This window comes from Aliiroseovarius zhejiangensis (assembly GCF_014656375.1).
Taxonomy (GTDB): domain Bacteria; phylum Pseudomonadota; class Alphaproteobacteria; order Rhodobacterales; family Rhodobacteraceae; genus Aliiroseovarius; species Aliiroseovarius zhejiangensis.
In genome coordinates, this window is the sequence record NZ_BNCH01000013.1 from 1 (window position 1) to 21,586 (window position 21,586).

At 58.7% G+C, this 21,586-nt stretch carries 11 protein-coding genes and 1 pseudogene; 7 read left to right on the forward strand and 5 right to left on the reverse strand.

Annotation, left to right across the window (positions count from 1 at the left end; translation table 11 throughout):
- Window positions 1–570 precede the first annotated feature (570 nt).
- Together IE188_RS16540 and IE188_RS16545 are read left to right on the forward strand one after the other, a co-directional pair.
- Window positions 571–783: pseudogene (locus IE188_RS16540) on the forward strand (IS5/IS1182 family transposase); the annotation flags it as partial.
- Between the two features lie 300 nt (window positions 784–1,083).
- Complete coding sequence (locus tag IE188_RS16545) at window positions 1,084–3,726, forward strand: AAA family ATPase (protein WP_191287633.1); 2,643 nt, start codon at window positions 1,084–1,086, stop codon at window positions 3,724–3,726.
- A 224-nt stretch (window positions 3,727–3,950) separates the two neighbouring features.
- Here the strand turns inward: IE188_RS16545 and IE188_RS16550 are convergent, their stop codons facing one another.
- On the reverse strand, window positions 3,951–5,096 hold the full coding sequence (locus IE188_RS16550; RefSeq protein ID WP_191287634.1) for a PIN domain-containing protein: 1,146 nt from the start codon (window positions 5,094–5,096) through the stop codon (window positions 3,951–3,953).
- Window positions 5,097–5,782: 686 nt separating this feature from the next.
- Between IE188_RS16550 and IE188_RS16555 the strand changes: the two genes are divergently transcribed.
- Both IE188_RS16555 and IE188_RS16560 read left to right on the forward strand, forming a co-directional pair.
- Window positions 5,783–9,178 (forward strand): AAA domain-containing protein, encoded by a 3,396-nt coding sequence (locus tag IE188_RS16555; RefSeq protein WP_191287635.1) that lies wholly within the window; start codon window positions 5,783–5,785, stop codon window positions 9,176–9,178.
- A complete protein-coding gene (locus IE188_RS16560; protein WP_191287636.1) occupies window positions 9,175–10,938 on the forward strand; it encodes a phospholipase D-like domain-containing protein in 1,764 nt (587 codons plus the stop codon). Before IE188_RS16555 ends, IE188_RS16560 begins: the two co-directional genes overlap by 4 nt.
- A gap of 539 nt (window positions 10,939–11,477) precedes the next feature.
- Here the strand turns inward: IE188_RS16560 and IE188_RS16565 are convergent.
- From IE188_RS16565 to IE188_RS16575, 3 genes are read right to left on the reverse strand one after another with little or no spacing between them, the layout of a single operon-like run.
- Window positions 11,478–12,734, reverse strand: coding sequence for a GIY-YIG nuclease family protein (locus IE188_RS16565; RefSeq protein WP_191287637.1), 1,257 nt, complete (start codon window positions 12,732–12,734; stop codon window positions 11,478–11,480).
- 9 nt (window positions 12,735–12,743) lie between these two features.
- Complete coding sequence (locus tag IE188_RS16570) at window positions 12,744–14,816, reverse strand: DEAD/DEAH box helicase (RefSeq protein WP_191287638.1); 2,073 nt, start codon at window positions 14,814–14,816, stop codon at window positions 12,744–12,746.
- Window positions 14,816–17,518 carry a class I SAM-dependent DNA methyltransferase gene (locus tag IE188_RS16575; protein WP_191287639.1) on the reverse strand — a complete coding sequence of 901 codons (2,703 nt, stop codon included), beginning with the start codon at window positions 17,516–17,518 and terminating at the stop codon, window positions 14,816–14,818. Before IE188_RS16575 ends, IE188_RS16570 begins: the two co-directional genes overlap by 1 nt.
- 283 nt (window positions 17,519–17,801) lie before the next feature.
- Between IE188_RS16575 and IE188_RS16580 the strand changes: the two genes are divergently transcribed.
- Window positions 17,802–18,272 carry a helix-turn-helix domain-containing protein gene (locus tag IE188_RS16580; protein ID WP_191287640.1) on the forward strand — a complete coding sequence of 157 codons (471 nt, stop codon included), beginning with the start codon at window positions 17,802–17,804 and terminating at the stop codon, window positions 18,270–18,272.
- A gap of 2 nt (window positions 18,273–18,274) precedes the next feature.
- Window positions 18,275–18,457, forward strand: a complete 183-nt coding sequence (locus IE188_RS16585) for a hypothetical protein (protein ID WP_191287641.1) — start codon at window positions 18,275–18,277, stop codon at window positions 18,455–18,457.
- Between the two features lie 1,238 nt (window positions 18,458–19,695).
- On the opposite strand, the gene IE188_RS16595 is transcribed toward IE188_RS16585, so the two are convergent.
- Window positions 19,696–20,319, reverse strand: coding sequence for a hypothetical protein (locus IE188_RS16595; RefSeq protein WP_191287643.1), 624 nt, complete (start codon window positions 20,317–20,319; stop codon window positions 19,696–19,698).
- A 78-nt stretch (window positions 20,320–20,397) separates the two neighbouring features.
- Between IE188_RS16595 and IE188_RS16600 the strand changes: the two genes are divergently transcribed.
- Window positions 20,398–20,655, forward strand: coding sequence for a helix-turn-helix domain-containing protein (locus IE188_RS16600; protein ID WP_191287644.1), 258 nt, complete (start codon window positions 20,398–20,400; stop codon window positions 20,653–20,655).
- Window positions 20,656–21,586 lie beyond the last annotated feature (931 nt).

Genomic DNA, 21,586 nt, shown 5'->3' on the forward strand with positions numbered 1-21,586 from the left:
GCTTGCGTGACGGCCCTCGGCGCATTGGCGCTGGAGCAATTACTGAAGAAAGGTTCCGGAACCCTGGGGAACTTCTAGAGAACATTGACGGCGGAGGTCAATTCCTTGGGATGATGGCTCCTTGTGACGACGGCTGCGCATTGCACGCACCGGCCCAACCCTACAAGCATCTGTAAACAAAGGAAAACCACTGACAGCCGAGCTGCCAGTGGTCATTTGATCTGTGCCAAGAGGTCAAAAAACACCCCCGAATGGCCAAGTTATGCTATGTTAAACAACAACCAACCCAACGCAGATCACCCGCACTTGTAGTGTATAACGGCGCCAAGTCCACTTTCATGCAAGCATACGTAAAATAACAGAAACCCAAGAGCGCCAATCGGACATCGAACACTTCAACTCCTTTCCGTTGGTTCAGTTTGCAGAGATCTTCAAAAAAATGCGGGGGCTCGGCCGAAGCAAAGTCTAACCAAGGCTCAGTTCATGAAGAAGCCTGCCAGCCCATGCTGAATCTGTTAAAACGGCCCTCCTTCGCGCGGGAGAGTGCGAAATCGAGAGGCGAGTTGGCACGCGGCCAAGACCAAGAAATACGACATCTCTATGATGCTCCGAAAGAACGTCGAGATGCTCTTCGCACACCTCAAGCGCATCCTCGGTCCCGGACGGCTTCGATTGCGCGGCTGTTGCGACGCAAATGGCGAATTTCTACCCGTTGCCACCGCACAGGACCTCCACGAATTGGCGAAGATCTTTCCTGCACCGCAGCAACCGCGCCACGCCTGATGGAAAAGGCGCTCGCGCCCACCTCAAGCGACGACACTCCGCGCTCGCAAGCGGATGTTGTTCCACAGAAGGGCGGAGAGCTGACCTTCGCTGCGACTTGCAACAATGGCCGGACTGAAGCCAATAACAGGGCGGGGGCATGGGAGAATGAGGAGAGGCCGTTCGGCGGTCGGCGTCAGAAGTGATTCTCGAGCATACTTTTTGAAATTACAGACACTGCCAATTCAAAAAGCAGATTTGCTCGAGTAGCTTCTAACGACTCGATAGCGATGGAATTCGAAGAACAAAGGCGAAGGGCGCATGGTGGAAGGTCCGATCAATGAAATTGAAGCATGGTCGAAGAAGCTTTCGCCTTGGCGGCAAGACTGCTTGCGTCGGCTCGCGACCAGCGACGAACTGACCGATACAGATCTCGACGAACTACTCGCGATGATAAAGGAGACAGCTGGCTTAGATCTTCCCACACCGGCACCGACGCCAGTCCCGTTTGCCAAGGACCATTTTGGCGACTGCAAGCGAGATCCGATCGTGCTCAAGGGCATTGCCAATGTGGAAAATGTTAACCGGCTCGTCTCGAAAGCTGGTCTTGACTTCTGCCCCAAGGCGTTGACGGTCGTTTATGGTCGGAACGGCAGCGGCAAGAGCGGCTTTGTGCGGATCTTGCGCACGGCCTGCCGGACGCGCGTAGAAAATCCGGCCAAGCTTAAAGTCCTTGAGGACGTCTACGGCGGCAGCAGCGGGCCACAGGCGGCCGACATCATGATTGATGCGGGCAGCGGCGACACGTCGATCGCCTGGACGACAGGCATGACGGCTGCGCCCGAACTCGCGCGGGTTGCGGTGTTCGACTCGCTTTCCGCTCAACTCTATGTAGATGGAGGCAATCAGATAAGCTATTTGCCCTTTGGCCTCGCGCTTCCACACCGGCTCAATGCCATCTGCCTCAAACTCAGGGACCGGCTTGAAGCGGAGCAAGCGATCGCCGTAGGGAACAAGGTCAGTCTGACCGCGATCGAGTTTCCAGTCCAGCGTGCCACCAGCGCTCAAGCTTTCGACCGCGCACTCAGCAAGTCCACGACCGACGCCAAAATTGATGCGGCGACCAAATTCTCGGTTAGGGACCAAGAACGGCTCGACGAGGTCACGTCGTTCTTGTCGGCGGGCGCCGCAGCCGTTGCAGACCTGACAGCGCTGATAGGCTGGATGGAGTCCGTTGCCGGCGAATGCGAAACTGCCGCGACCGCGTTTTCGGACACGTCCTTGTCGAGTTTCACCACCTTGCGGAATACTGCCGTCACAGCGCGTCGCACCGCGCAATTGTCGGCAGGTGAACTGTTCACGGACGAGCCGCTTCCCGGCGTGGGCAGTGAGAGCTGGCGTGCGCTGTGGGCCGCGGCGCGCGACTACTCGGTGCGCGAGGCCTATGCCGGTGCCGAATTCCCGGTCACTTCGAGCGAGACAGGACCGGCTGCCTGCGTGCTGTGCCAGCAGCCGCTGCACCCAGACGGCGCCGCGCGGTTGGAACGTTTTCAAAAGTATATGGATGATACGCTCGATGTTGCCGCGACCAAGGCCGAAGAGGCGGTCGCACATGCAACCAGCGGACTTGCGGCGCTGAGGCATCTAAGTGCTGAGGACTTCGCCGATCGTGTCGAACAGGTCCGGCAACGCGAGCCGGAACTGGCCGAAGCGCTATCGAACTTTCAGCTTTCGGCGACCCATCGGCGATCTGACGCCGCTGCGAGGCTGGCGGGCGAGGAAAGCGCGCCCGTTCCGCCTATCGTCTCGCCGCATGCCGAGCTGAAGGAACTCGCGAAGAAGCTTAGGGACGAGAAGGACGGGCTCTCCAAGGCCGGTGATGCGGAGGAGCGCGAGAATCTGGCCAATGAAAAGGCGGAACTTGAAGACCGGAAAATTCTGACATCCAACCGTGCCAAGTTGGTCTCGCGGCGGGATCTCCTCGTGAACGAGGCCGCCTATGCCAAGGCGCTTGCCGAAGTAAAGACCAAGGGCATCACGCAGCGCGCGAACGAACTGGTCGATACGCATCTAACATCCGCAGTAATGAAGCGTTTCGATGCCGAGCGCGAGCGGTTCGACATCATGCATCTTAGAGTCGGGCTTTCGCGCAAGAGCGGTCAGACCAAGGCCGAATTCGAGGTCGATCCTCAGACCAAGCTGACCAAGGTCACATCAGAGATCCTGAGCGAGGGCGAGCAGCGAGGGCTCGCGCTGGCGGGCTTTCTCACCGAGGTGGCGCTGACCGACGGCTCCGGGCCGATCATCATAGACGATCCGGTATCGTCGCTCGACCGCGACCGCAGCGCGAGGGTCGCCGAACGTCTTGCCGAGGAGGCCAGCCAGCGGCAGGTGGTAGTGTTTACCCATGACATCATCTTCTTCAACGAACTGTGCAGCGCTGCGGAGAGCCAAGGCATCGAGCCGGTGACGATCGCACTGTTCGGCGACAAGGATGCCGCCGGAAAGATCGATGCCGCTGGCATGGTCTGGAAGGGGCTCAACGTTGCCAAGCGCATCGGAAAAATCAAGAATGACTTCGCGCCGTTGCCCAAACTGTTAAAAACGAGCCCGGCCGATTATGAGTATCGGGTGAAGCATCTCTATGGTAGGCTCCGCGACACCTATGAGCGCGCGGTCGAAGAGATCATATTCAAGGACATCGTGCGCCGGGGCACTGACGTCATCCAGACGCAGCTGCTGCGCTATGTTACCTTGTCGGACACGCTGGCAATCCGGTTCCACGAGGGCATGACGCGGGCGAATACTTACAGCCATGACAATCCAGCCGCAGACACCGTTTCGGTCCCCAAGCCTGAAGACTTCGAGGCTGATATCGAGGCTTTGGAAACACTCGTCAAAGATTTGAAAACCGAGAGCTTGGCCGCCGAAGCGGCGCGGCCACAGATGAAGCCAAAAAAGTAGATGCGACACATCCCTTTCATTTCCTCGAACGAGCGTGATGAGGTGCGAAGCAGACCCACTTTTGGGGGCAGCCGAACGTCGGGTTTGGGCCGTCCACGCTGCCGCGGAGCGTGTTCGAACTGAGAGATGCCGCGCTGCACCCGAGGTCGGCTCAGAGCCCAGAGGGACCGACCCGGGTCGCAATTACGCTACGCAAGCGCTCCTCCGCTCCTACCCAGCTGTCATCAATCGTAGTCGTGATCATCCCCATAGTCAGGCTCAACATAGCCGAAATCAACCCATTTATCATGGTCCAAAACTTCGACTTCAACGACATCAAACTCGGCTTTGGGATCACCATAGATCGTGACCACAAGCGACATTTTCTGTGTCGCTTCCGCGGTTGCATATGCTCCGCCGATCGAAATGTATTCACCCTCATCGCGGACTTGGAACGAGAAGCTACAAGACACGGAAATATTTACATCGACAAAGGTCTCAAAAACAAAGACTTCTTCTGCCTCGTCATGATCAATGAGCTTGAATACAGGGCCATCGCGAAACTCGAAGCTTTGATATTCTTTCTCTTCGACTTCGGGTTCATAGCTGAAGGCAGCACTGGCTTCCGGGTAGATCTCCATGCCTTCCACAAAGGACATCAGTTCATTCTCAATTGCGGAATGCAGTTGGTCTGCCTTCCCGTCCGCGACTTGGTTTGACAGCGCGGCACACACTACGCTCGGAACTTTCTGGAATAGGGACATTGCTGCCCCGAGTTCCCGCGCATGTATCAGCCACGCGGATTGGTTGCAGAAGTTGAGCCACCCACCATCAGCTGAGACCACCAACATGAGTTTGTCAGCGTGCTTCGCGAATGCCTCAAGGCCCTGTAGTGCCATAGCATCCGGGAACTCAAACTTCTTGGTCTCCTTGCTCTCAAACGGCGGCTTGACTTCAAAGTAGGCGTTGAAGAGATCTCCGGCGGAAACTAAGTCTGCCGTGACAACCAGTTTGTAACCGGTCCGAGCTTGAAAATCGGTCCAGCGCCGGGTCACACACTGCTCCGGCGTTTCCCCCAGGGCTACACCCGCGACGATTGCCTCGCGCGCTGCCTTATCCAGGTTGCGGGCTGCGCCAGACCTTTTCACGGCGTCCTTCAATGCTTTGTCACCCGAAACTGCGGCTTCAACCATGTGCCGATAGACTTCGCCGACCACAACATCAGAAAGAACGAGGTCGACATCAGATGCCTCGAACTGAGAAAGGCGCTGTAGGAGCCCATGCTCGAGCCCGTTCTGATATTGGCTAAAAATCGAGGTATCGATACTCAACAGAGTAATCTGCCCGCGGCTTATGGCGTCGTCGATCTCGGCAGCGGTTAGTTCAGGCAAATGCGTAGATCTCCCGAGCAGACAAGCATGAGGTATGAGCCGCACAGTTAACCATGTCACCTCCAATTTCGGCAGACCGAGGACGAATCCGTGATGCGTAGCAGTTTGTAGTCCGCATATGGTTTGATGGCAATCGCGCCGGACGCGGAGCGATCCGCCTGCATTCTGCTCACAGCCGACGTCGGAAGAGGCTGATGTCGCGATCATAGCGAAAGCCAGGTTAGTCCGCACTGAGTCGGTTTGGGGCTGCCTCGACCTCGCAGCCGCAGCGAATGGCCGGTCCGGCGAGCCGCGCTGCGGCATTCAGAGGATGCGATGAATGGCAGCTTCGGGCCGGGAGCGTCATTGTTCCATGCCTGGTCAACCAGTCATTCCGCCGCAACGTAGAGGCCAAACTGACCACGCTGGTCGTAATATGCTTTGCAGCCGCGGCATGGGCGTGCCTCTCGCTCCCGGCCCAGAGCGGCCGCTCATCATAATCGCCGGTGCTGCGGCGCAATACACCAAAACGGCCATTACAGCCTTACGCTCCATTAAAGCCGGCTGACATCGAAACCTCTCCGGTCCCGTTTATCAAGAAGCTCATGGCCTCCCTTGTATTTCGTGCATTCGCGGGCACAATATCGAGCGAATGCAAGCAGTGAGAAGGGCGCCGGTTGAGGCAAAGGCAGAACAAGGTCAAATCGATGGTGCCGCTGGATCAGCGTTTCGAGATGGAGCACGGCATCCGAGGAGAACGTTTTCGGAGTGCGTCGGGTCTCTGGATGGCGACTGATCATGCTGATGGGGAGTCCTATCTGCTATGGCTAATCGAGAAGACCGGCTGCGCGGTCGACTACGATGTCGCGCGCATACTTGCGGACACCGTGCGGCGCGTCCGAGGTCTTATAGCCCGAAAATCCGCACGCGAGGTCCTACTGGAGGTGATCGACCTCGTCGAAGATGATCGAGAGATTGGAATCCGTCTGGCTGGCGCTGACGGAACGCTGGCGACACTCACTGGCCGAAGCCGCCGAATGCTCGGAGACGCCGCCCGGACTTTGTCCGGCCGGGTCGGCATTTGGCACCAGATCGCGCGACTCGTTCGTGGATTGGGGCATCTCCATGCGGCCGACATCGTCCATGGCGGCATCGCAGATGACGCCGTCTTCACGGCCAGCGTGGAGCCGCTGGAGTTGAAGCTCGGTGGCTACGAAGGCTGCGTCCATGTCGGCTCGCTCAACAGCGGAGGCGCGGGCCTCCTTCGTCCGGGCACCGTCGTCTCTCACGGCCAGGATTGGCGTGATCTCGGAAGCGTCGCCGCGGGACTCCTGCGCCAGAACAACGCGGACAAGACGGCGCTCCTACCACCGGAGCAGCGATTGTTTGATCGCCTCCGGGCGCCGCCGCAGTTCGCTCTCATCGAGGGGGAGGCTCTGGCTGTAGAAATCGAGGAGCTATGCTCGGAACTGGAGCGAGTGGGCTCAAGCGGCCGGTATGAATTGGTGGTGACACCGGGGCGTGATCTCCTGTGGCGCGATGTGCCCGCCTTGACGCAAGGTCTCATAACCGCTGCGGATGCGGACGCGCTGCTGGCCTTCGTCCAGGATGATCTGACCGCGGAGGCACCGCAGGCTTGGCGCAATCCAGGCCGGCGCGACCGCACGATCCAGGTCTTCAGTCAGCGCGCGGTCTATGATGTCCGCCCTCTCACCGAGGACGAACGGATCGGTCGCATTACGGGATGCAGAGTGCGCGGCCCGGGCGACGGCGCGGTTGACTCCGAACCGATTAACGCACGGGTGCATGTCGCGCGCGACCTTCACGAGGCGCGAGACCGCGTCGCACGGACCGGCGGTGGGGCCATGGCCTGGGCATCGGTCAGAGCAGCCAAGCCGACGGCGCCGAGCGCCGTCGATCCGGTCGAATGGCATGCGCTCGTCCTGATTGAGGTCGCGGCGCTTCTCGAGGGACGGCTGCACCACTATCCGGTCGAGATTGTCGATGCCCCGGATACAGGCCTTGTGCGAATTGCGGCGCGCACGGACGCGGTGCGCGATCGCTGGCGGGCCACGTTCGGACGTATGGAGGCAGCAGCCGAACTGCAACGCGAGATGCTACGCGATGACGGCAGTGTGGAATGGACGCTGACGGTGTCGGACGCCCTTACCCTCGGCCCTACCGCGCCGAAGCTATCCCTCGAAGACATTGTCGATGAAGACGGGCAGCGGCTTTACGTGTTTCGGCATGAAGGAAACTTGCCCGTCGAGGCGCACGTGATGTTGCGGCCGCGGCCGGACCGGGGCACCGAGACCCAGATCCGCAGGCGGCTCCGGCATGTCGTCACGGCGCGAGACAATCTTGATCTCCTCCGTGCGATCGGAAACCCGCGGAGTGTCGGACTTGACCCCGCACTCCACGCCATGGCTGCGCCGGGCGCTCCGCCTGATGAACTCGACCCGTCAAAGTCCGATGCGTGGGAAGCGATCTGCCGTGGCCACTCGATCGACCTGGTGGTCGGTCCGCCGGGTGTCGGAAAGACATTCCTCGTATCCCGCCTTGTCAGCAGCATCCTCTCCTCCAACCCGACCGCGCGCGTCCTCATTGCTGCGCAGAACCACGAGGCCCTGGCGGAGATGGAGCGCACGCTGCGCGAGCATTTCTCGGAGGCAGAGCGCGACCTGATCGTCGTGCGCATCGAGCGCCCCGCGGCGGACCTGAGTGAAACCCAGCTTCAAGACCAGGCGCGCACGCTACTCGATGCCTTCGTGCTTGGTGACGCAAGCCCTCTTTCGCGCCGGCGGCGAGAGGCTGTCGAGCGTGTCCTGCGTTGCTCCGGTCCCGAAGGCGATGTGGGCCCGGAGGGAGAGGCGATCCTGCGGGACACGGAACACCTGATCCTGCGCAGCGCAGATGTGACGCTGGCGACGGCGAATTCCTCCGTCATCGAAGAGATGGTCGCCGAGGGCGAGCAATTCGACTGGGTGATCGTGGAAGAGGCAGCCCGGGCGAGTGGCTCGGAACTCATTGGCCCCCTGCTTCTGGGGGCCCGCCGGGTCCTGATCGGCGACCACCGTCAGCTCGCGCCGTTCGACGCCGAGCGCAAGGCACGACTCTATCGCGACGATGCCGGTGAAGCGCTACTCGCCGACGCTCCGGAGCTGATCGAAGCTGTGTCCGACCTCCCAGACGCGGTCGGGAGGTCGCTCGAGGCCTTGGCCAGCGATCCGAGCCTTCGCGCCGACGCACTCGGGGCAGCGCTTCGACTGGAACAGCCGTTCCGAGAAATCGCCGAGGCGACAGAGGAGATGCCCGCTGCCCGGGGCGGGCCGGTCTCAATGCTCACCGAGCAGAGCCGCATGCATCCCGCGATCTGCGGCCTGGTTTCCGACACGTTCTACCGTGGGCAGCTGACAACGGTGGGTCGTATTGCGGACCGCCCCTGCCCGATCACGCCGGCCAGCGGTGCGCTGTCACCCCCGGTCGTCTTGTTCGACCTACCGTCGTTGAGCCGCGCGCGGGTGAAGGCGTTCGAGGCATACGACGGCACTTCGCCCTGCAACCGGGCCGAGGCCGTAGCGCTATTTGAAGCCCTCGACCGGCTGGGTCCTGCAAACGGCGCTACGCCAACGCTCGCGATCCTATCGCCCTACACGGCACAGTGCCGCATCCTCCATGCACGCGTGGCCTCGCGCGTCGACCGTGAGACAGGGCTCCTGAATGGCTTCGCCAGCCCCAAGGGCGACGGTGTGTTCGTTCAGACGATCGACAGCTTCCAGGGTGGCGAGGCCGACCTGGTGGTGGTGAGCACCGTGCGTAACAATCAAAAGATGGGCCGGCATGCCCTCGGCATCCTCGGCGACCGCAGACGTATGAACGTGTTGCTCAGCCGTGCCAAGCACAAGCTCGTCCTCGTAACATCGACCGGCTTTCTCAAGAACGCGGTCAAATGGTCCGAACCCGGACGCGGGTCCGGACATGACCTCGAGTTCCTGGGGACGTTGATGAGACGGATCGACCTGATGGCGGCGCCGGACGATCCGGACACGATCCCCACGGCTTCGATCATCGCGTGCGATGAGGACGGGAAGGTGGTTGAATGAAGCTGTTGATCCCCGCGGTCTGGTATCGTGCACGTGCGATTATCGAGCGTCGATGGGGCTGGAGCCCCGTTGAAGAGGAGGTGCTTCTCGCGCTGCGTGAGAAGTCGGGGACGAGCGCCTCGGTGGCGGTTGAGCTTGGTATCCCCCGTCAAGTGGCAGAAGCGGCAGTGAGCCGACTGATGCGGTTCGGGTTGATCGAGGTTCGCATGGCGCCCGAGCCCGCCCTTGCGATGACCGAAGCTGCGCGCGTCCACTTGCTGGCCGGACGATCTCTTCCTGAACGAGCGCAGCGCCGTGAAATGACGGTGAGCCTTGTTTTCGACAAGCTGGGTGGCTCGGTGTTTCGCCGTCGCGAGGTGGTGATCAAGCCGGTGAAGAAAATCCCGAATGGCGCGACGATCGTCGACTTTCCGCACAACGACGAGGTTGAGACCGACTCTTCAATGGAAGAGCGCGTGCGCCATCTGTTAAGTTCCTCGCTGCGTCCCGGCGAGGTCTTCGTCATGGTGCGCTCCAACCATTCCCTGTTCGAGAAGCGGTTCATCCACCTTGATCTCGGCCGGGCACGGGAGGGTGCGCTTCCCGAAGGCGCGAGCGACGCTCTACGTGCGGCAGTGCGCGAACATCTCGCCTCCGGTCGTCTTCCAGCCGCCCGACCCAGCCAGCCTGCGCGCCCCGCTTGTCTCGATGCACCAATCAAGACGACTTTGGCGCCGGAACAGCTCCTATTCGGCGGCGCCGATCATCTTGCCCGCCTCGAAGAGGTCGTGGACGCTGCGCGCAGCGATGTCTTCGTGCTCTCGACTTTCGTCGCCGCACAGGACGACGCGAAAGCCCGGCATGGACAGGATCGAGTCTGGGCCGCCCTGGAACGTGCCGTTCGGCGTGGGGTCCGGCTTCACCTCTTCTTCGGCTCTTCTCTCGACGAAAAGGGCAAACACACGCGAGCGATGGCGGATCTCCAGGCCAGGTTGCGAGCAGCCGGCGCCGGCGTCGCAACTCATCTCGAACCGGTGCATAGCCACGCAAAGATCCTCGTAGCTGACGACGGCAGCGATGGCGCTCGTGCAATGCTGGGGTCCTGCAACTGGCTCCAGTCGCCTTTCCGCGCCCACGAGCTCTCGATCGAGCTGCGCGACCGCGCTGTCGCCGCCTGCCTCGAACTATTCGCGGCCATAACCGCAGCGGTGCCGACCGCCCGCGGTTCGCGCGATGCCATGCAGGCCATGCGGACAGCACTGATCCTGAAGCCCGGACGGCTGCTCGACGCTGACCCAACAGAAGATGCGATCCCGGTAACGCTTCGCATCCTCCCCGCGCCCGATCACCTGCCGCTGCTTCGGCGCGCCGCTCATGATGCGAAGGAACGCCTGGTGGTGATGACACACCGGATGGGGTCGCCCATGATCCAGAATGTCTTCGATCCGGCACAGGTGGCGTCGGAGCGCATTGAGACGATTCAGGCGCTCTACTCGGTGCCCTCCGGCGAAGTGAAAAAGCGCGACGTGCGCGCCGCCGGGGAGATGGCTGGCGGGGGTATCGACCTTAGAAGAATCCAAAGCAAGCATGCCATGCTGCACGGAAAGGCTCTGCTCTGGGACCATGACGACATCGTGGTGACGAGCTTCAACTGGGGATCGCAGACCGCCTCGGACGACAAGCCTCTCGATGAGATCGGCCTCCACCTAAACGGTAGAGGGGTGGCGGACCTCTTGCAGACGATTCTCGACGAACGCGTTCTGGACGGCTCTGCCAGTTAGGTGAAAGCTGAGTGCGGCCCACGTAGAGATATCAGCTTGAAGCAGACTGCCATGATGTCTGCTGCGAAATGAGTCACGGCCGGGTGGCGTTTGATAAAAGCGATGAATGGCCGCTTCTGTATTCTCGGCAGACAACCTTCGCACAGGCAGCGAATTCACACTTTCCGCCCATTCATTCCAAAGTCTTTCGCAACGTCAGCGGATACTGTGCGGCCGCAGCGAACGGCAGGAATGTCCCGCACAGCCGACCTTCGTCTGCAAGGGCTTGCTGCACGATGCCTTGGATGACCGGTTCGGGAAGCTGCATCGCAGCGATAGCCGCTCCGGCGAAGGTCCGAAGAGGGCCGTTAAAAGAAATGCTTAGAGATGCAGCCCAGCCGTTCACTTGGAAGTGGGTGCGATGGAAACATCGCACCGACCTGCTATTCCGAGGTTTGGGTGCCCCCCAACAAAATGTGGTGCCGCCGACAAAAAGAATGTCTGATAGCGCCATATCGACGAATTCTTCGAACTTTTTTCGAGATTTTCGGGGCTGTGCGTCAGTCCCCTGTCGACACGATCTTCTGGATCGACGGGTCGTAGCGGTAGAGGTGCAGCGTTCCCGCCTCTATGAGTCTTACCGCCTCTGCCACATTCTCAGGCAGAACATAGAACCATTCCCGAGGAAAGACCTTTTTCCCAAACCGATCTGTGATCGTCAGTCCGGAGGGGCGAGCGCAATCGAAGAAACGATGCAGAAGGTCCTCGATCTTCATGCGGGAAAGGTTGCGCAGCTCGTAGGTGGCTATGATCTCGACATCTGCCAACAAGAACGTCGCATCATTCTTGGCGTCCGCTACCCGTCGCCGCACATCCTGTGATGTCACGCCGATCTTATAGAGGATGTTTCTGACCTCCTTGATCTCAGGGCGCTCCGACTTGCTCCGCGCCACGTATATCGTCCCCGTCAGCTCCAAAGCATCCGAATGCCAATCCGGGTCCAACGGGCCAAGGCCAGGTCGGTGGATCGCACGAGCCGTCCTGTCGGCGGCGAGGGCCTTCCGGAGCGAGGACATCAGCGGATCGCTCTCCATACCGTTCGAGAAGATAATCCGCAGCCGCTGATCGGGTTTCCCACCCCGCCTGGTGTGTTCGGTCTTTTCCGCCACGTAGGCCAGCAAGCCCCGGTGGATGAGGTAGTCGCCCTCTTTCACCCGCAGTTCTTGGCGATCCTCCACGGGGCTTGCTTCACGCTCACCGGACTCAAGCTTCTCCTGCATTTCGAGGAAGCCCTGCTCGAAGACCTCGAAATCCTCGCATGGGAACAGGTCGGCCCGATGAGCGGGGTTCTCCCGCTCTGCGGCTGGCGTGACATGCCGAAGCCCAACGAGGGCCTCAGATATTTCCTCATCGTCGTCTGCGAAGATGTCATCGAGACTGAGAGGAACCTCCTCCTCGTCTGGATCGTCCCGCCAGGAGGGCTCGGGCTTCGTCGGCGCCTCTGAGATAGGTGCGTCCGAGCCTGAAACTGGATGGCCGTATCCGAGAAGACGATTTCTGTCTGCGGCCATCATCAATTCAGTTGGGGAACCTTTGATGGACCGCCATATCGTTCCGAGCTTCATCTCCTCGATCGTCTGGCCATTCTCGTCCGGCAGGCGGCCATTGGCCTCGTAGAAGTCATTCACTTCTGCGACTATCTTCGCATTGCGGTCATCGGGCGACGTGGTGTTCGAACGGCGGGGCTTTACATCAGCCAGAAGCCCCAGCTCGTCTTCTTCCGCAAAGATCTCATTAAGCGATCTGTATCGTTTCATGGCTTAGCCTTACTCCGCTGCGGCGCGGGCAGCTTCGGCCTTCTTGGCGCGCACATAGGCGAGCGCCTCGGCAAGCCGCTTCTCAAGAGGGTCTTCGGAATGCGGGTTGGGCGGTCGCCCTTCCTGCCTCCGGAAACGCTGGATGCGCGGCCAGAGCACGAGAGCCTCCTTTTCGGTCATCTGGATGCGCTGAGCCACCATCGCATTCTGGATGTTCTTCAAAAGCGGGGTGTCGAAGGCCCGTGAGGCAACGTCGAATCCTTCCCGGAAAGGGTTGATCGAGTCGATCAGGTCGATGTCCAACTCGCGGACATTGATGAACCGCTTCACCATGTTCATCAGGGAAAGATTGGGGCCGTCTTCACCGTCGCTGTCTTCCTTCGCCTTCCCCTTGAATTCCTCCCCATCCTCTTCGAATCCAGACCCTTCGGCGTGCCGTTTGGCCAACCCGATCAGGTTCATTCGGGCCGCAAGATCCTGTCGCACCGCCTCAGTTTCCTCGGGCGTGAGATCCTCGTAACTGCTCTCCACGATTTCGGTCAGAACCATTTGCGTTGCCACCTCAGGCGGCACGTCGTCTGCCACCACGCGGCGGTCCATCGCTTGGCAGGCCTTTGCCACCAAGTCCTGCATGTCATCCTCCACGATGGCCCGGGCGCGCGGTGTCGGCGGCTCCAGAAGACCGCCAATGCCGATATTCACCCGCCCCTCCTTGTCGACATGGACAGGCTCGCGGATGTCCCCGTCCTCCCTGCGATAGAAGCGGAAGTTTGGTGCGAGCACCTGCTCCATCAGGAGGGCGCCGGAGATCGCCTTCAGCATGTCGTTTACCGCATCGGCAACCACCGTTGTCTCGACCCCAGGTTCAGCGACCAGGTTCGTGAACTGCGCGTGACGCTTGCCTGGGGCGTCCCTGGTAGCGCGCCCGACGATCTGCACGATCTCGGTCAAGCTGTTGCGGTAGCCGATTGTCAGGGCGTGCTCGCACCACACCCAGTCGAAGCCCTCCTTAGCCATGCCAAGTGCCACGATCATGTCGACCTTCGCCCGATCGGCAGCGTTGTCCCGCTTCCCATTAGGCCCGAGGACCTCCTTCTGTAACGCAGCTTTCACGCCATCCCGACCAGGTCCGTCATCGACAAGATCCGCAATTTTTAGCACGCGGCCATCAGGGCGCTTTACCAGGTCGAACCCCGTCTCCGGCTCCTGCCCGATGTGCTCCCCAATCGCATCGTAGATTTGCCCCACCTCGTCGTGCTTTTCGCCAAAGGCTTCGGCCGATCCGCGGTGCGGGATGTGGATGATGGTCTTCAGATCTGTGTCCAACACATCCTTGATCGCTGAGATGTAGCGACCGCGGTAGAACGCGTAAGAGATGCCAAGGGATTTCAGGTGCTCGTAGCCTTCGAGCTGCTCGTAGTAGGAGTAGGTGATCGAACGGAACTTGGCTTCGTCCTCTGGGCGCAGCACGGGAACGCTGTCGCCCCGGAAATAGGAGCCTGTCATCGCCATGACATGCGCCTGCTCGCGGTTCAGCAGGCGCCGGAGGATCTCCCCCAGCCGATTGTCATCGCTGGCGGCCACATGGTGGAATTCGTCGATGGCGATGAGGCAGTCATCAAACGCCTCTACGCCCCGCTTCTTCACGATTTCCTCGAAGGCGAAGCGGAATGTCGCATGTGTGCAGACAATCACCTCGTCACCGGAGTCCATAAAGGCCTCGAAGGTCTTCACCTTCTGGGCATTGGCCTTGTTCTCTTCGCCGGTAAGGCAAAGGTTCCACCGTTCGTCTACCTTCCAGTCGCGGTGGAAGCCATACGATGTCAGGTCGGTGGTCCTGAACGATCCACCGATGGACGTTTCCGGCACCGCCACGATGACCTTCCGGACGCCCTGGTTTTCGAGCTTGTCGAGCGCCACGAACATCAGAGCGCGGGACTTGCCCGCCGCCGGCGGGGCTTTCAGCAGGATGAACTGCGCCGCCCTGGCCTCATAAACGCGCGCTTGCATCGGACGCATGCCGAGGCTGTTGGAGCCGGACCCACCGCCCGAACCGTATGTCATGCGGATGAGATCAACCATCAGGCGGCTCCCTTTCTCTGACTTTCGGACTTAATTTTCTCGACGCGCGCGGCGTAGAGCTTGAACAGCTTCTCCAGCCGTTCAGTGTCATTGCGGAAGGGGCGCCCGATATACATGCTCTCGAGCAGCTCATCGTTCTGGCGATGCACCTCCCGGAGGTCATCGGGCATCTTGTCCGGGTCGTAGAGCTCCGCGATGGTCTTGGGGTGGTGCATGTAGCGGGTTTTCAAGATTGCCCGTGCGGAGGCACTGAGCTGGTCGAGCTGATCTTGCGTGAAGCGCGGCACCGGGAATGTATTCCAGCCGAGTGTGTTGGAGTATCGGAAATCGGACTTCAGTTTGCCACACACCGTCCCGATCCAAACCAGATGAAGGCGAGAAGCAATCAGGGCGATGCACCATTCTGGGGCGTCAAACAAACAATGGTTGTTGTCGGATGAAACAAAGTCTGCACCAACGCGCTCTACCGGAAGGTAGGGCCGGTTCTCGGAGCTGGTCCGTGGGACCAAGATCGCATGCCCTTTAGGCGAAGCGTGTTCCCGAAACTGGTGAGGCCGAGCAGCGAGACGCCTGGTCCCAGCGTCTTTACTTGCTGACCTCTGGATTTGAACATTTTCCATTCGGGCCGAAATATCTTTGATCGACTTCGCTTCTTGTAGATCGGCGTCATCAATCCAGAGGCAATATCTTTCCATGGAGTGAATGACCTCCCGGGAACCTCCAAACTTCCGAATGAACTTCGAAGCTCTCGGGTCCGACGATACAAGGCGATCACGCTCTTCGGGGGTCAAAATCAGATATCCAAAATCATAAGGAAAGTTTCCGGGTCGCATGGACGGGAGACCGAACAGGCTTTCGCGCGAGGCAGACACGAAGACCGAAGGCGCTGGAATAAGGTAGGCGTTAATGAAATCCACAGTGCGTTCGTTATCACCCTCGAAAAGTCTTGCGCTTCCTCTCGGGCTTTTTTCCACGCCTACTATGACGCATTCTACGGCTGCATTTCTCGCGGCGTTGTTCCTCCATTTGAAGGAGCGGTGTGCAAAGGATATTCTTACGCCGTCAGACAGTATCTCTGACCAAAGCGGCTCGACAGAAGCTCCCTGCACAGTAGAACTTGTGGCAATAAGCGCAGATCGAGCGTCATGCTTCTTCACGTAATCAGATGCGCGAAGCAGCCAGGCACATACAAAGTCGAGCCTACCGTAAGACTCAAGCCGGCCCTCGAATACCGATTTGAAATCAGCCTTTTGCTCGTCATTTCTATATGTTGTCCCAACAAACGGTGGATTCCCCACTACATACACTTCCCCGCCTGGGCCTGGCGGAGGACAAGCCGTTTCCCAGTCGAGGCGCAGTGCATTGGCGCGGGCGATATGGCCACCATCCTTTAACGGCAGGGACTCGGTTGCAGCCCCGAACAGTTCGGACATTTCTGCGTTGGCCTGATATTCTGCGATGAAGAGCGCAAGCTTGGCAGTCTCGGCCCCGAAATCGGTGATCTCGATCCCATGGAAACTTGAAAGCTTCAGAGAGGAACTGAGCTTCATGAAGGTCTGCCCCGTCAGCTCGACCAGCCGCTTCATGACACGCATCTCGCGCTGTCGAAGCTCCCGGTAGGCGACGACGAGGAAGTTGCCCGATCCGCAGGCAGGGTCGAAGACCCGAATGTTCGCGAGCCGGATCAAAACCTTCTCCAGCGCCTTAGGACGGTCCCAAGCCTTCCCTATGGCGGCATCCAGGTCATCAAGGAACAGGGGCCCGAGCACTTTCAGAATGTTCGGCACCGAGGTGTAGTGCATCCCCAGTTCGCTGCGACGCTTGGCATCCGCGATTGACTGGATCATGGACCCGAAGATATCAGGATTGATCTTGCGCCAGTCTTCGCCAGCCGCATCCAGGAGGTAGCCCCAGGAAATGGGGTCGAATACGGGGCAGTCCGGCTTGCCGGCAAACAAGCCGCCGTTGACGTATTCCAGCTCGTGGGTCCATGCCGGCAGATGGGAGCGGTCGCTCTTGGGCAGGTTCATCGCCGCAAAGGCGTCCCGGATCACCAGATGCGCCTCGACTCCCTTTTCACCGGAGTGATTGACGATGAGCCGGGAGAACTGGTCCTTCGGAAAGATGTCCACGTCCTCGGCAAACAGACAGAAAATCAGGCGCGTCATGAACTGGTTGAGGTCGTGCCTCCGCCCCGACACACCCCATTCCGGGTTCTTCTTGATCAGGGCATCGTAAAGCTTGGCCAGCTTGCCTGTGGCCTTGATGTCGACTTCGTTCTCTTCGGCCGCTTTGAAGCGCGTCATCCCTGCCGCGGGCAGGAAGAAACCGAAGTGGTGATGCAGGTCCTCGAATGCACAGCGCAGCGTGTCGCCCGAGGCGAGATGCTGGGCGACAACCTCCTGACCATCCGTTGCGATCAGGATCTCCGGCTTATGCTGGGCAGTCTTCTTGTCGGTTGCGAGGAGCTTCATGGCCACATCGGCGCAGCCGGGCTCTGCCGGGATGCAATAGAAGCGGCGGTTCATCAGGACCGCGCCTGGGATCTTGGACTTGTTGAGCGTCCGCTTGCCCGGGCGCAGCTTGGACACCGTGGCCTTCGCGTTGCCTGTCGCGGCGGCGAAGGCGTATCCGAACTCGTCAGGATCAAACGGGGTGGCACACAGGGCTTCGAGGGCGTCGGAAATTTCGGTCGGGTTCATGGGCACTCTCTGGGGCGGCTGCCATCGGAAATAGGGAGCAGGCCTAACGGTTCTAAATGTGAGTTTTGGCGAGCGTAGCTGCACCTATGGCGAGAAAACAAGGTTCTTTAGTAACTTGGCCGATTTCTGGAAATCAGAAGGGCCAGTAATAAAGAATGTCCTCCATCCTGATTGGCCCCTTGGCCACCCGAACTTCATGGCAGGGGTCTGTCCGTGGTCGTCAACCTCTACAAGGAGTATCGCATATCTGCTATACTGACCCCAGATACTGGAGGTCCTTGCCGTGCATAAGAAAGCCCCACCCCTTCGCGAGCAACTGCACCAGGCGCGCCCGGATCTCGCCGAGCGCCAAGCGAAGAATGTCCGTAAGCGCGCGATCGCCATTAAACTACGCACCCTGCGTGATGCCCGCGGCCTGACCCAGGTCGAAGTGGCAGAGGCAGCCGGAATGACCCAGTCGATGATCGCAAGACTGGAGGCTTTGTCCGGCCCGTTGCCAAGCCTCGAGTCCATCGAGCGCTATGTTGACGCCTGCGGCGGTGAGATGGCCCTGCTCATTTCTCCTACCACAACCGAGCTACCGGACATCGCTGTGAAGTTTCAACAGTTTCACGGTCGTCTCCCTTCGGGCGAACGAACAAGCGGAGATAAATTCAGCAATGGCTTCGTGCGGTCGCGGGGCCGCATCCCCGCGGATCTCGACCTTGGCTTCGAACCCCGCCAATCGCTAAGAGACACTGAGACGAAGACGTGACAATGATCATCAATGAGTTGTTCGCGCCCGGCATCACCCACATCGAGGTCCGATGCTGCGACTGTGGTCATACCGTGGTGCGCAAGCCCGATCAGGTGCCCGCGGTGATCTCGCAGCACGAGTTCGAACGCCGGTCCGTCTGGACGGGCAGCCGCAGGTGTTCGGGTTCCCCAGGAAGCCGTTGACGACGATGAAATAGCGCAGAAATAGGCGCCGGACCCAGGTGGCCTGCTCCGCATTTTGGTGCTCAAGTATTAGAGGGCTACGGTGCAAAAATGTTTCAATTCATCAATGCGTTTGCAGCTTAGCACCGTAGCATCACCGCCGAGATCGGGGTCGCCTAAAACCGGATTGGCGCGCTCCGTCAGGATGCCCCGTCAGCTATCCGCACGGCTCGCTCCCTGAGGGCGTCGAAGGTTTGTGCGGAGAGGGGCTTGCCTTGCACGCTTTTGCTACCCTCATCGAGAAGCGCGCGAAGTGCCCCCATCCAGAGCGCGCCGGATCAGATCGCGCACATATTCGCTTGCCGTGTCGTAGCCGCGTGCCTCGGCTTGAGCGTCCACTGCTGAGCGCATGTCATCCGGCAAGGAAATGTTCATCGTAGCCATGCGAGCAAATTGAGGCCTATGTAAAATATTAGCAAGACGATGGGTGGAACCGGCCGAGGGCGGGCTGCCCGGATCAAGCGCAGGAAGCGGCTACAGTCTGATCGCAGAGGTCCTGTCGTCAGCGCGCCGGGTCCGAGATGTCCGGCTTCGCACCAAACCGAGATATCGTGCTGTAGGCGGTCAGCGCGCTGGACCTGACGACTTCCGCAGGTAGTTATGGAATTACGATGACATCGTCGTGACGAGCTTCAACTGGGGGTCTCAAACTGCCTCCGAAGACAAGCCTCTCGACGAGATCGGGCTGCAATTGAAAGGCGCCGGTATCGCGGTTCTTTTGCAGAATACCCTCGAAACACGGGTTTTTGGCTCATCCGTGTGAACGGAATAGTGCTTCGAAACCGTGAGAATGCTATAGCGCATGCCAATTCGCAGTAGGTGGCTCTTGATGAGCAATGAGCAGTGGGGGAGATCCTGTCGTTTCGGCCGTGCAGTGAGTCGGACGTTTAGTAAGTTGTTTTTGAGTTATCCGGAGCAATTCGTCGATCAGAACAAAAAGTATCATAAACATCAGGGATTTCTATAAATTACCTGGACCACGGATCTCGTGGCGCGAAGAAATATTCGCTCGCCTACAGCTTGCCGAATTTTGCTCTTAGATGAACTGCTGCAACAGATAGTCGCACTCCAGCCTCATCGCCGTCGGCAGTAAGAATGATAAGGCGATCATCAGAGGATATTAATTGACTGCCATGCCGCCATCCATCGTCGGCAAAGCAAAAGCCCGCTGCAACAAGATGCGTTATATTACTGCGTTATCAACTTATGGAAAAGTCAAGTATATCGCCGCCTCGCTTCACGTCATCAACAACGGACCACCATCCCGCAGTAGACGCGCGCTCTTCACTATCAACTCGAGTCTTGGAAAAACGGTTGCATTGAAACTGATACTGCCCGGTCCTTAGAAATACGAAGCGCTCGAACACATCAGGATCAGGATGATCCAACGAGCTTTCTATACGGCTTCGAGTGCCACAAATGCCGCTTCCATAGTCTATGCATGCATAACCAATGATGGCACCCTGGATGAACGACATCCAAGGGTTGCCTTCAAGACCTTCCTGAACTTCAAACAGAGTGCTGATGCCGAGGGATGAAAGCTCGATGCCTTCACATTCCTGGCCGAAAAATCCCTTAGCTCTGGAACGAAAAGTGCTGATGCTGATGAGCTCTTCCGCCATCAGAATCCGGGCAGACTCACTTGAGGTGCAGCCGTTCAACTCAAGCTCCATCATAGGTCGGATGGTAGCACTTGATAGCAACCGCTCCACGATTCGGCGGGCGATCCGATCAGGAACATATCGCTCGAAAATCTCGGCCTGAGTCGCCCGAAGTCTTTTTTCCATCTCGACCAACATATCGTTCGAGCCATTCATCTGCATCAATCCGCACCCGTGAACCCAATTTAGGTTCAGATAATTTTCGGACTACGCCCTGTCAAGCCATAGAGGGGTGAAAACATGCCGAAATCGATAAGAAGCGAAGGTCTCTTAGCCTTGGGCCAAGCAATCTCAAAAATTCGTGAGGCAGAAGGCATGTCCCAACGTGAGTTCGCAGCCAAAATTGGATACCGACAGTCGTTTATTTCAAAGATCGAGCTTGGACTGAGACGCATAGATGTCGTTGAGTTGGTAGTGCTTTCTCGGGCGGTCGGTGTCCCTGCTTCAGAGCTCCTTTCCTTGGTAGAAGAGGCGACTCCAGAGGGGCAAAAAATTTAGCTCCCAAGTAGGTGCCCCGAACGAACAGCACGGATCGAGGGGAGATTACGCTGTTGCAGGCGAATTCTCCGAACATTCTCAACTACCGGCCGTTGCATATTTTCACAAGACTTGCCGCATAATCTGGCACAAGCTCGATAGCTTCGAGTATGCGCCAACCCTGCTCAGCCACAAATCACAAGGGGGGATTACTAATTCGGACCTCCGGTAGACGAAGAAGAGCAGACACCGCAATAAGGAGAACTATTCTCATTTAGATAATCTATGCACCTTACCATATGTTTCTCCAGCGCTCTGAGCCCCGCAAAAAACGCAAAAACCGGATTTAGCCGACGAGACCATTCCCTCTTCAAGGACCAATGATGATAGATCAGATGAACCAAGGAGCATTCGCCTATACAAATTTGCATGATGTCTGCGCAAGGCGTCCAACTCCGAGCTAAGTTGTTCGATTTTTTCATGTTGACGATCAACAATTTTGACCAACTCCGAAGCCTTTGCGCTGCCTGTCCGTCGAGCACGGTAGATAGAAGTATCCTTGATAAACTCCTCAACATAGCCCTCATACTTATATATAGTCGTCTTAGAGCACGGTATAAGCTTGGCCAATTCCCCAAACGAAATGGTTGGCCTTTCTCCTCTCAATTCCGCGTCTCTTACAAACTCCTGAAGGACGGAACCAATACGTTCTTTCAATACTGCCCCACGAAGTTGTTTGCCGGGCCCGCGCAACCTTCTGACCTTCATGATTCTTCTTTCCTGGACAGGAGCATATCCGTGGAAGCCGCTATTCGGTGAAACTTCTTAAATTGCGGGCTTTGCACAGCCCCCTCTTCTTCCATAATTTTAATTATGGATTTAGCGTTTTTGTAGCCGCAAAGCTAAAATGTCACCCATGAGCAATTCAGGAATGTCACTCTCCCGTCCGAAG